This window comes from Rhodobacter sp. TJ_12, assembly GCF_020023995.1.
GTDB lineage: Bacteria > Pseudomonadota > Alphaproteobacteria > Rhodobacterales > Rhodobacteraceae > Rhodobacter.
In genome coordinates this window covers 1-11,001 of record NZ_NRRD01000039.1, presented here as the reverse complement: position 1 = coordinate 11,001, position 11,001 = coordinate 1, and the positions used below count along the sequence as shown (strand labels likewise).

General features: G+C 61.6%; 9 protein-coding genes, 1 pseudogene and 1 CRISPR repeat array. Of the genes and pseudogenes, 3 read left to right on the top strand and 7 right to left on the bottom strand.

Translation table 11 applies throughout. The features are described from left to right. Positions 1-1,910, top strand: a 1,910-nt coding sequence (locus CKO11_RS16910; protein WP_263298506.1) for an Ig-like domain-containing protein, incomplete at its 5' end; no start/stop codon positions are given. A gap of 231 nt (positions 1,911-2,141) precedes the next feature. Then, the gene (locus CKO11_RS16905; protein ID WP_223641428.1) at positions 2,142-2,435 is read left to right on the top strand and encodes a DUF6916 family protein; all 294 of its coding nucleotides are present in this window, start codon (positions 2,142-2,144) and stop codon (positions 2,433-2,435) included. 19 nt (positions 2,436-2,454) lie between these two features. Here the strand turns inward: CKO11_RS16905 and CKO11_RS16900 are convergent, their stop codons facing one another. The 5 genes from CKO11_RS16900 to CKO11_RS16880 all read right to left on the bottom strand — a co-directional run bounded on the left by CKO11_RS16900 (position 2,455) and on the right by CKO11_RS16880 (position 5,482). Further along, a complete protein-coding gene (locus CKO11_RS16900; protein ID WP_317851828.1) occupies positions 2,455-2,964 on the bottom strand; it encodes a GNAT family N-acetyltransferase in 510 nt (169 codons plus the stop codon). Positions 2,965-3,049: 85 nt separating this feature from the next. Continuing rightward, on the bottom strand, positions 3,050-3,574 hold the full coding sequence (locus CKO11_RS16895) for a phage tail protein (RefSeq protein WP_223641426.1): 525 nt from the start codon (positions 3,572-3,574) through the stop codon (positions 3,050-3,052). 9 nt (positions 3,575-3,583) lie between these two features. Beyond that, positions 3,584-4,102 (bottom strand): phage tail protein, encoded by a 519-nt coding sequence (locus tag CKO11_RS16890; RefSeq protein WP_223641424.1) that lies wholly within the window; start codon positions 4,100-4,102, stop codon positions 3,584-3,586. A gap of 23 nt (positions 4,103-4,125) precedes the next feature. Continuing rightward, complete coding sequence (locus tag CKO11_RS16885) at positions 4,126-4,641, bottom strand: phage tail protein (RefSeq protein ID WP_223641422.1); 516 nt, start codon at positions 4,639-4,641, stop codon at positions 4,126-4,128. Between the two features lie 286 nt (positions 4,642-4,927). After that, on the bottom strand, positions 4,928-5,482 hold the full coding sequence (locus CKO11_RS16880) for an RNA ligase family protein (RefSeq protein ID WP_223641420.1): 555 nt from the start codon (positions 5,480-5,482) through the stop codon (positions 4,928-4,930). 479 nt (positions 5,483-5,961) lie between these two features. Here CKO11_RS16880 and CKO11_RS16875 point away from each other — a divergent pair. After that, a pseudogene (locus CKO11_RS16875) lies at positions 5,962-6,356 on the top strand (transposase); the annotation flags it as partial. Between the two features lie 504 nt (positions 6,357-6,860). After that, a CRISPR array of direct repeats spans positions 6,861-9,366; the repeat unit is 32 nt; unit sequence GTTTCGATCCACGCCCCCGCGAGGGGGGCGAC. Between the two features lie 176 nt (positions 9,367-9,542). Here CKO11_RS16875 and cas2 read toward each other — a convergent pair. Both cas2 and cas1c read right to left on the bottom strand, forming a co-directional pair. Further along, complete coding sequence (cas2, locus tag CKO11_RS16870) at positions 9,543-9,833, bottom strand: CRISPR-associated endonuclease Cas2 (protein WP_223641418.1); 291 nt, start codon at positions 9,831-9,833, stop codon at positions 9,543-9,545. A gap of 1 nt (position 9,834) precedes the next feature. After that, on the bottom strand, positions 9,835-10,881 hold the full coding sequence (cas1c, locus tag CKO11_RS16865) for a type I-C CRISPR-associated endonuclease Cas1c (protein WP_223641415.1): 1,047 nt from the start codon (positions 10,879-10,881) through the stop codon (positions 9,835-9,837). Positions 10,882-11,001 lie beyond the last annotated feature (120 nt).

Sequence of the window (11,001 nt, the reverse complement as noted above, 5' to 3'; positions counted from 1 at the left end):
TTAGCTTCGCCGGGGCCGCGGTCGGCACGATCTATGATTACACGATCACCTCTTCGGGCGGCGGTACGCCGGTGACTGGCTCGGGCACGATCAGCACGGCGAACCAGCAGATCACGGGCATCGATGTCTCGGGGCTCGCTGACGGCACGCTGACCCTTTCGGTCACGCTGACCGACAGCCTCAACAACACCGGCGTGGTCGCGACCGCCACCATCGTGAAGAACGTTTCGGCGCCGTCGGGCTATACGGTCTCGCTTGATCAGGATCCGGTCACGTCGGCGACTGAGAGCGCGGTGTCCTTCACCTTCGCGGGGGCGGAAACCGGCACGCGCTACAGCTACACGATCTCTTCTTCGGGCGGCGGCACGGCGGTGACCGGCGCGGGCACGATCAGCACGGCGACCCAGCAGATCACCGGCATCGATGTTTCGGGGCTCGCCGACGGCACGCTGACCCTATCGGCCACCCTGACCGATAGTGCCAGCAATACCGGCGTGGCGGCAACCGATACCGCCACCAAGGATGTCACTCTTCCCACGACCTTGATCACCGGACCGAGCGGGACGGTCACTACGACATTTTCCGTGACCATCAGCTTTAGCAAGCCAGTGAATGGGCTCGCTCTCTCCGATGTCACCGTTGAGCAAGGTAGCGTCACAGCCATCAGCGGCTCGGGTGCCAGCTATACCGCAACCATCGACCCGATCATTGGCCAGACCGTTCGGATCAGCGTTGCGGCGGGCGTGACAACCGATAGCGTAGGCAATCCGAACTTGGCTTCGAATGTCCTTGACCTGCAGTCTGGCAGCCCGGCCTCGGAGTTCGAAAGCGCCAAGGATGTCATCCGTGAGATCATCCAAGATGAGGCGGAACGGGCCTTGCGCAGCACGGTTGCCGCGAACCAGCGGATGACCCGTGATGCGCGGGAGCGCTTTATCCAGATGTCTCGGGAAGATGCCACATGCGGGCTGAGCGGCACGCAGGCGGCCACGGGGGATGGCTCCGCATGCGATGACGGTCTTACTGGTCCCTCCGGCGATGTGCCATTCGACGTCTCCGGGAGATTTCAGCTGCGCGACGGGCGCCTGAGCTCTAGCGGAAGTTTTTTCCAGCAAAACAGCATGGCGTCGGGCACGCGGCGGCTCTTCTTGGGAGATTTCGATATCCAGCACGATAGTGAGACGGGATCGAGCACCGCGACGATCAATGGTCGCATTGCCTGGGAGCGGTTGGCGACAAAAGATACGCTGCTTGGATACTTCCTCGGTGGTGAAATCGCACATTCCAGTATCGAAGGCAGTTTTGACGGACATGATAACCGCTTGGGGGTGACGGTGGGGGGCTACGCTGTGAAGCGGCTTGCTCCTGGCCTTTATCTGGATGGGTTCATCACCCTCGGTGCGGGGCGAAACAATCTCGATATGGCCAATGATGTTCTGAGCCTGAGCAGTGACTATACCACCCGCACGGCCACGCTTGGCACGGCGCTGAGTGGGGTGATCGCGCGCGACGGCTTTGAGATCCGGCCCGAATTGGCCTTTTCCTACGGTCGGACCTGGATCGGTACGGTCGGTTTTACCGGGCGCGCTTATGGCGCGGTGGATGACACTCTGTCTCTCGACGCCGGGACCGTCTCCATCGCAAATCTGACTTTCCGGCCTGAGTTCCGCGTGCCGCTGGATGGCTTGTCGGTTGCGACCAGCAACAACCTTTTCACTTTCGCGCCGCGGCTGGTCTGCGAGTGGGTCGATGCCGCAGAAACTGAGCAAAGCTGTGGCGGGGGGGGCGAATTAGGACTGAGCACGCGCTCCGAAGACGGGATGCGCGACCTGCAAGCGAAGGTCTTGGCGCAACGCGTGGGGCATACCACCAGCACATCGCTGAAAGTGTTGTTCGAGTATCGTTTCTGACAATGCGCGGTATGCTCCGGCTCTTGGTCGTCTTCGGGAAGGTTTGAACCCCTTGACCTTCTGGCGCGTTTCATGGCCCCGAAGACAGGACCGGGACCATGGAACAGACAACGGGTCAAAGCATCAATGGAAACGTACATTGCACGAGAAAAACCGCTAATCTAAAAAGGAAATGCAATTTCTGTTGCGGATCGCTTCGCGTTCGCTTTGACCCTTTTGCAAGGTGATTTGATGCCGACACTTGAGCAGTTGAAAATTGACGATTTCACGCCGCTTGAGGGCGATGTTTTCGCCGTCTCCGCTGGAAAAGACGTCATCGACCTGAAGCTGATCGAGGTCAAGGCCGTGGGGGCCGGCCTGCGGGATGGCGGTGCCTTCTCGTTGCTTTGGCAGGGGCCGAACGATCCGTTCCTGCCGCAAGCGATCTATCGTTTCGCCCATAATAGACTTGGAGAATACGATTTCTTTCTGGTTCCGGTGGCGCAGAACACCATCGGCTTTCAATATGAAGTGATTTTCACCTGACCTCCGGGGCGCGCCCCGCTCAGGACGCCGGATGCCACTTCAGAAGGTCATAAACGCCCTTGTCCTCGACGGTCTCGAAGCCAAGGCGGCGATAAAGGGACATCGCAGGATTCATCTTCTCGACGTGAATTCCGACGGCTTTCCCGTTGTTCGCCGCTTCCTCCATCAAATCTTCCAAAACAGCGCTGCCGATGCCTATCCCGCGTGTTTCCGGCAAAAGCGCAATATCGATGATGCGATGCTCTGATGGCCAGCGTTCCAGATAGAGGCGCCCGACAGGCAGGCCGGAGCGCTCGATGATAAGCCAGAGCGCATCGACATAATACTTCATGTAATGCGCATGCTGAGCGTTAAATTGCATGTCGGAAAATGCTTGCTTTTCAGGTTCACTCCAGGGCACGCGGGCAAGCTCCGCCTCCCGCGTGCTTCGATAAAGCCGTCGGAGAAACGGCATGTCGCTATCTTCAAGGCACCGGTAAGAGATGTTGTAAAACAGGGTCCGTTTCGACAAGGGCCACTGCATCGTCATGGGAAAAGCACCGCGCCTTTGATCCGCAGTGCGGCGGAGTCCAGAAGCTTCATAGCCAAGCCCCTTTCAAGAGCACTCCCTCTTATCAGGAGCGCGAAGGATAAAGTCCCACAAGCGCGATGATGAAATTTAACGCCAGATAGGGCTGCATGTTGTTATGCGATTGGCTGCCGCCGGTTCCCGACAGGGTTTCACTGTCCATGTAGACGGAGGAAGACTCACCTGAACTGAATGCGGCAACCGGAAATGTCGCGGCCACGGAAGTGGTGTTTCCCGGATTTTCCTCTGTCCCCCGCGCACCGGTCGCGCGCAGACCATGCGTATGAGACGGCATCTGAGCTTCTGACAGTGTCACGGTTTCTATGCCATCCCGTTCACCGAGACGCCGCGCGGTTAACCCAGGCCCTCGGCCTGGATGCATAGGCGCACGGCCTTGCATATTGGGCAGCCCTGTCGTTGTCCGGCCATCGCCGCCATAGGTCGTTCCGATCAGAGAGAAAAGGGCGGTGTTTTCCGCGATCGGCAAAAGCTGGCCGTCGCAAAACGCCCACCCTCTGGGCGCGAAGTTTCCGGCAAAGATCCGGATTTCCGCAATAAACGGTTCAGACATTGCCTGCTCCTAAGTTCTGCTGGGGTAAATTCCGAACAATGCGATGATGAAATGCACGCATAGGCTCGGCATCATGTTGGTGTGGCTTCGGCTGCCGCCGACGCTCTCCACACTTCCTTGGTTCATTGACACCGACTGGATCTCGGATTCGTAGGGGCTGAAGCCCGAAACGCTTGCCAGAACACGGTCTTGCGGGGCGTCGTATTCGGCTTGCGCCGTGCTGGCGATAAAATTGTGATCGTGGCTGGGCAGCTGGTTGACCGTCAGGGTCACCGTTTCCGCCCCCGATTTGCTGCCCAGGCGCTTGGGGCTGAGGCCGGGCCCCGTTCCCTGATGAAGGGGAAGCCGTCCACGCATGTCCGGCAGGCCGAAAGTCGTCCGGCCATCGCCGCCATAGGCGGTTCCAAGCAGGGAAAACAAGGCATCGTATTGCGCCACCGAGACCAATTGGCCATCACAAAAGGCCCACTCACGCGGCGCGAAATTGCCGGCAAACATTCGGATTTCGCCCAAAAAGGGTTCAGACATGATAATTCTCCCTGATTGCAGGACTAATTGCGGGACGGGAAAAGCCCCTGAAGGGCAATGCAGAAACTCACGGTAAGATAGGGCTGCATGTTGTCATGAGCCTGGCTGCCGCCCGCGTTCGTCACCGTCCCGCTTCGCAGGGCAACCGAGGTCCCGCTTTGGTGGTCCGCATAGAAGGCAAGTCCGGGGATCGAGGGCGCACTGAGATAATTGTTCTCGGGGCTGCGTTCGTTGCCTGTTGCCGCCTGAGCTTTTGCATAGTGCATGTGGTCAGGCATTTCCGCCACAGTCAGTGTGACAGTTTCCGCCCCACCCTTCTGACCGAGCTCTTGCGCGTCCGACCGATGAATGGGCGTTCGACCGCGAAGGTCCGGCAAGGCGAATGTGGTGCGCCCATCGCCGCCATAAGTCGTTCCCAGCAGCGAATAGAGCGCCTGATTTTGGTTGATGGGAAGGATCTGGCCGTCAAGAAAGCTCCAACCGCGCGGCGCAAAGTCAAACCCGACCATTCGGATTTCCGCAAGAAAGGGTTCAGACATGTCGCCCCCTACTATCTAAAAAGTATTCCTCCAGAGAAGACCAATCTTCTCCCGGTAACGTATATTATCTTGCCGTCTGATTGTTAGACTAATCACAATCGTACAAGCGTGCGGGCGATAGTGCAACGAAATTGCTTGCAAGGGGCAAAATGTGAAACTCTGACCTTCTGTGCGCATGCGTTACGGCACGGTGATGCTGCAGCCAGCGGGTTACGTTCGGGCCTCGCGACCGGGTTGCCGCAGCAAAATTCGGGGCGAATGTCGCTGATGCGGACATTGGAGACGTTCAGCCAGCAAGTTTATTGGGAATGAGTTCAGCCTTCATCCAATGAATCTCAGATTGGATGTGCCCTTTCCTGACATATTTTCCCACCCGTCGAGCCATGTCGCTTTCCGCAAACGAGTCAGCGCTCCTTGCCACAAAACCTTCTTGCTTCGAAACGTCGAGGGCGCGTGCCAGATCTTCGAGCAGTCCCGTGCGGTAGGGGCCTCGATAGAGCGTTGGGACCGGCTGAATGCCCAGTTCCTCGAAACGGGCCTGCGTCAGATCCCAGGACTGGACTTCATCGCCAACAATCCAGGCAAAGCCGAGGAAATACGAGGGCAGCGCATCATAAGCGACAGAATGACGAGCATAGAGGTTTTCGCCGACAATGCGTTCGCCTTCTTCGAGATGGGGAGAAATCGCGGCCGCGAACGCTTTGAGCCAGTCTCGAGAAGGATGGTAACGGCTGTCAGGGCTCCGCGCATGTGATCCGCCAGCGTGAATGGTCGTATTCTCACCGTCCATTTTTTCGGTGACGACGAGGTCTTCGACCATCAGGCCGTCAAGCGAAGACATGACCTTATCGTCGCTGGTGGCGCCGGGCGAAAACGGAAGGTGGAATGTGCGACCATACTTCTTCATGCTCCAGCGATAGCATGATGGCTGAATTACGGCTACGGGCTCGATCCGATCATGCGGCGAGCGACGAGATAGAGCCGCAACGTCAGACCCTACGTGCTCGGCACTTCGCCGCCGGTCAGGGTGACGCATACGCAGTCGCGCGGCTTCCCCAAAGCGGCCGTCCATGGCACCGCGCAGAAAAATTCGGCGCGAATGTCGGTGATGCGTAAGCGGTGTCCCGATCATACGTTGGCTGGGTAATTCCACCGGAGCAGATCATCAATCTGGCTCTGCCTGCGGCCTTGGACGATGGCGGTAAGCGCGGATGCGGGGCGCGCGGCTAGGGAGAAGGACCTCCGCGAGGTGACGGGTGACCTGCCACGGGATTTTTCCTCCACCGTCGATTAGAGTCCGGCCCAACCTGAGGACGGACGATGAAGCGAACGAGATTTACGGACGAACAGATCATCGGCATCCTGGCCGAGCACGAGGCAGGCGCAAAGTGCGTGGACCTGTGCCGCAAGCATGGCATGTCGGAAGGCACCTTTTATAACTGGAAGGCCAAGTTCGGGGGCATGACGGTATCGGAAGCGAAGCGGCTGAAGACGCTCGAGGATGAGAATGCGAAGCTGAAGAAGCTGCTGGCCGAGCAGATGCTGGATCTGGCTGCGATGAGGGATTTGGTTTCAAAAAAGTGGTAGGGCCCGCCGTGAAGCGTGAAACCGCCGCGTATCTTCGGGCCGCACATGGCCTGTCGGAACGGCGGGCCTGCCACATCGTCGGCGCGGATCGAACGATGATCCGATATCAATCTCGGCGCGCACCAGACACTGTCCGATGACGCGACACGTCCTGATGCGATCGCTCTTCTACGGGGTCTGATTTCGGAGATCCGCCTTCATGCTGACGCGGGAGCGCCGGGCGGTCATGTGATTGAACTTTATGGGGAGTTGGGATCGATTTTGTCTTTGGGGGAGGTTTCGAAAGCAAAAGCCCGCCTTGGCGTAGGCGGGGTGTCGGATTCTATGGTTGCGGGGGCAGGATCACAACACTGTTTTACACTCTCCCGAGCGTTGAACCTTCGCACACGACGGTACGCCGCGTAACTATGACCACGTGCAGAGGTGCAGCCCTCGGCTGCGGTGATCGTCTCAGTCATGTCCGTTCCCCAGACCTGACCTATGTGTTTGTCAACATGACCTGCAGCTAAACGAACGCGTAAGCCCCTCCCTCACCCAGCTCCGGACATGCGGCACCTTCTCTCGCGAATGTCTCCGCCATGGCCTGCGCAACGCTCTGCCCGCGCCCCTGCTCCGTGACCTCCTGCGCGACCATGCCGATCCACGCCCCCGCGAGGGGGACGACTTGCCATATCCATCACCGTCGTCGCAGCCTTCGCAGTTTCGATCCACGCCCCCGCGAGGGGGACGACGCGCACCTCGGCAGGCAATCGTCCCATAGTGCCGCGTTTCGATCCACGCCCCCGCGAGGGGGACGACGTCGATTACGGTGCCGTCGCCCCCGGCATGTGAGGTGTTTCGATCCACGCCCCCGCGAGGGGGACGACGACTTGGCGCCTGTTTGTATTCGGTAAGTCATTGTTTCGATCCACGCCCCCGCGAGGGGGACGACACGTCCACCGTGGCGGAACTTCGGATAGGGGAAAGTTTCGATCCACGCCCCCGCGAGGGGGACGACAGCAGCCAAGTTCGCCAACGCCGCTGCCTACATCGTTTCGATCCACGCCCCCGCGAGGGGGACGACTGAAGCCAAGCTTGCCAACGCCGCTGCCTACATCGTTTCGATCCACGCCCCCGCGAGGGGGACGACCGCCCGTTTCGGTCGCCTTGCTCGCCTGCACAAAGGTTTCGATCCACGCCCCCGCGAGGGGGGCGACGCCTTTACATCGGCGGCGCTGGCAATGTGGTGCTGTTTCGATCCACGCCCCCGCGAGGGGGGCGACCAAGCGCGTCAGTCGGGTCGATCTGCACCGAACGGTTTCGATCCACGCCCCCGCGAGGGGGGCGACTGCCAAGATCGCCGCCGGAAAACACGCAACTTTGGTTTCGATCCACGCCCCCGCGAGGGGGGCGACTTTTTCAAGACTGCGTGGATCATGTCAATCAAGCTGTTTCGATCCACGCCCCCGCGAGGGGGGCGACGCTTTCTGACCTGTGTCAGCCAATCCATTACCTTTGTCATCAAAGTTTCGATCCACGCCCCCGCGAGGGGGGCGACGCGTGGCGTCTATGGTTGACTTGGCTTTTGCCGCGTTTCGATCCACGCCCCCGCGAGGGGGGCGACGATACGTAAGCGCCTCTTATGAGGTGTTTACCATGTTTCGATCCACGCCCCCGCGAGGGGGGCGACGTCTTTTCGGCAAGAAAAAGACAGTTTCTGCCCAAGTTTCGATCCACGCCCCCGCGAGGGGGGCGACGCGCGATCGCATCGGCCACAGCCTGATTGTTACCCGTTTCGATCCACGCCCCCGCGAGGGGGGCGACGCGACCCACACAGCCAAGCCGCCAAGAATAGCGGGTTTCGATCCACGCCCCCGCGAGGGGGGCGACCCAGTCATCTGTTGAGCGCGGGCAGGCTTAGATTGTTTCGATCCACGCCCCCGCGAGGGGGGCGACGATCTTGTAGAGGGCGTGTCGCGCGGGCAAGCAGTGTTTCGATCCACGCCCCCGCGAGGGGGGCGACCCTCCCCCGTGCTCGACAACGTCAGTTCCAAGATTGTTTCGATCCACGCCCCCGCGAGGGGGGCGACCGCGAGCGGTTGGCCAAGATCGAGGGGAGGCTAGAGTTTCGATCCACGCCCCCGCGAGGGGGGCGACAGGGGGCCACGGAACGCGACATAGGGCGCAAGGTGTTTCGATCCACGCCCCCGCGAGGGGGGCGACAACAGGCCAGTTCCGGGCGGGAAACCGCTTCTGGGTTTCGATCCACGCCCCCGCGAGGGGGGCGACGTGCTGGCCGCCTGCTTGATGGGCGCGAGTGGAACGTTTCGATCCACGCCCCCGCGAGGGGGGCGACGATTTAATCCGGCCCGCAGGCACCGCAGGGGAGGGGTTTCGATCCACGCCCCCGCGAGGGGGGCGACAAGCACGCCTCATTGGTGAGGCGGTCTTTTGCCAGTTTCGATCCACGCCCCCGCGAGGGGGGCGACATTTGCTGACCAGCGGATGCGAGCCCTCGCACGCTGTTTCGATCCACGCCCCCGCGAGGGGGGCGACATGGCCGCGTCGGCCTCGGCAGGAGGCGCGGCAATGTTTCGATCCACGCCCCCGCGAGGGGGGCGACAGGGCCAATGGTGCGGGCGCTGCTTGAGGGGCGCGTTTCGATCCACGCCCCCGCGAGGGGGGCGACGGTTCCCCCGCCCGTCCAAGCCAAAGCACATGTCCAGTTTCGATCCACGCCCCCGCGAGGGGGGCGACGTCCCATGCGCCGGGGCCGTGCAGGCTGTCCCAAAGTTTCGATCCACGCCCCCGCGAGGGGGGCGACAACGACGTTTTTAAGCCACACAGGCTCATAGATAGTTTCGATCCACGCCCCCGCGAGGGGGGCGACAGCCGCGCAGATCGTGGCGTCGTTCAGATACATCGGGTTTCGATCCACGCCCCCGCGAGGGGGGCGACTTTGATCATCCATTGCGGGCCTCCTGTTGGGTTGGGTTTCGATCCACGCCCCCGCGAGGGGGGCGACGCCCGGCGCGCCTTGCCACGCTGATGTGCTGATCGTTTCGATCCACGCCCCCGCGAGGGGGGCGACAAACGCCGTCAAAGAACTGCCCGCCGATATAGAAATGTTTCGATCCACGCCCCCGCGAGGGGGGCGACGCCCGATCCGTAACCCGCAGACCAGACGGTGTAAATCGCTCCGGTGGTGCGAAGGTGCTTGTCGCAAGCGCCACCGCAGCCGTGGCGCAAGGCACACCGGAACTTCCTTCACGATTTCAAAGAGCTGGCGCGGTGCGAACCGGGTGGGAAACGGCCACACCCTTGGGGTTCGCAGATCAGAGGATCAACGGGCCATTCAGATCCAGCGCAGGCTTCGCCCCCACATGCTCGACCTTCCGCTCCCAGTTCGACCCTAGATAATAATACCGCAAACTGTCGAACTCCGGCCGGATGACCGCTTCCAGCCGCGCCTTGAGCTTCACCCATTGAGCCGGGTCCACCTCGATCTCGAAGACCGAGAACTGCACCCGCTGGCCGAAATCCTCGCAGGCTTTCGCCACGCGGCGCAGCCGCTTTTTGCCGCCCTCCTCGAGCGTGTTCACATCGTAGGTGACCAGAACCAGCATCTCAACTCCAGAACCAGGGCGGATAGGCGTCGATGTCGCCGCGCAGATGCCGGGCCAGCATCTGCGCCTGCAGGAAAGGCACCAGCCCGAAAGGTGCCTTTTCGTGCAAGAACGGATGCAGCCGCTCCTCGCGCTTGCGCTCTTGCCAAGCGGTCAGAACCGTGCGCCGCGCGTCATCGGTCAACAGCACCGCGCCGCCCTCCATCTGCCGGAAATCCGCCGCCCGCAGCTGGCGCCGATTGACCAGCGACAGAGCCAACCGGTCGGCCAAGGGGGCACGCAATTCCTCCATCAGATCAAGGGCAAGGCTCGGGCGCCCGGGGCGGTCGCGGTGCAGGAACCCAACCGCCGGATCCAGGCCCACCGCCTCGCAGGCCGAGCGGCAGTAATGCGTAAGCAGCGTGTAGAGGAACGACAACAGCGCGTTCATCGGGTCGCGCGGCGGGCGGCGGGACCGAACGGTCCAGCGCAATTCGGCATCGGGCGAGCGGATCAGATGATCGAAGACCGCGAAATAAAGATTGGCGGCCTCGCCTTCGGAACCGCGCATCGCCTCGGCCGAGGCATCGGCGAGCTGCACCCGGCGCAGGATCTGCGCCATCCGGTCGGTGGCGGTCTCGAGCGCCGCGCGTGCGGTAGGCGCCATCTCGTCGCCGTAGTCGCGCAAGGCCCGGCGGATCACCGCGCGTTGGTTCGACACCTTGCCCAGCACCAGCGAACGGATGATCTCCTCGGGGGTATCGGCGCGGCGATATTGCTCGCGCCGCAACAACACATTGCCCGAGACCGGGCCTTCGACGCAGGCCTGAAACCGGCCATTGCGGCCCATGAGCACGATGGTGATGCCGCGCTCGGCGCAGGCGGCGATTAGCGCGGGCGTCAGCAAAACCGGGCCGAACACCACGACCGAGGCCAGCATGTGCAGCGGCACCCGAGTCTTTTCGGTAGTTTTTTCGACGCCTTCCACCTCGGCCACGAGGGTCTCGCCCTCGAGCCGCAGCGCCGCGCCCTCGGTGGTGACATAGACGGTGTTGAGAAGCTTCTTCATCGGGCCTCCAGAAGCCGAGCCAGGGTCTGGTCGCGCCAGCGTTTCACCGGGCGGGCGACGGTCTCGGGGCGGCAGAGGTCCAAAAGCGAACAGGCCCGGCAGCGGGCGCGGTGGGGCGTG

Bases quoted from the DNA above. Each gene is read 5' to 3' on its own strand.
- CKO11_RS16895 (WP_223641426.1), bottom strand. From the start codon at position 3,574: ATGTCTGAACCGTTTATTGCGGAAATCCGGATCTTTGCCGGAAACTTC.
- cas1c (WP_223641415.1), bottom strand. From the start codon at position 10,881: ATGAAGAAGCTTCTCAACACCGTCTATGTCACCACCGAGGGCGCGGCG.
- CKO11_RS16885 (WP_223641422.1), bottom strand. From the start codon at position 4,641: ATGTCTGAACCCTTTCTTGCGGAAATCCGAATGGTCGGGTTTGACTTT.
- CKO11_RS16890 (WP_223641424.1), bottom strand. From the start codon at position 4,102: ATGTCTGAACCCTTTTTGGGCGAAATCCGAATGTTTGCCGGCAATTTC.
- CKO11_RS16905 (WP_223641428.1), top strand. From the start codon at position 2,142: ATGCCGACACTTGAGCAGTTGAAAATTGACGATTTCACGCCGCTTGAG.
- cas2 (WP_223641418.1), bottom strand. From the start codon at position 9,833: ATGCTGGTTCTGGTCACCTACGATGTGAACACGCTCGAGGAGGGCGGC.
- CKO11_RS16900 (WP_317851828.1), bottom strand. From the start codon at position 2,964: ATGACGATGCAGTGGCCCTTGTCGAAACGGACCCTGTTTTACAACATC.
- CKO11_RS16880 (WP_223641420.1), bottom strand. From the start codon at position 5,482: ATGTCTTCGCTTGACGGCCTGATGGTCGAAGACCTCGTCGTCACCGAA.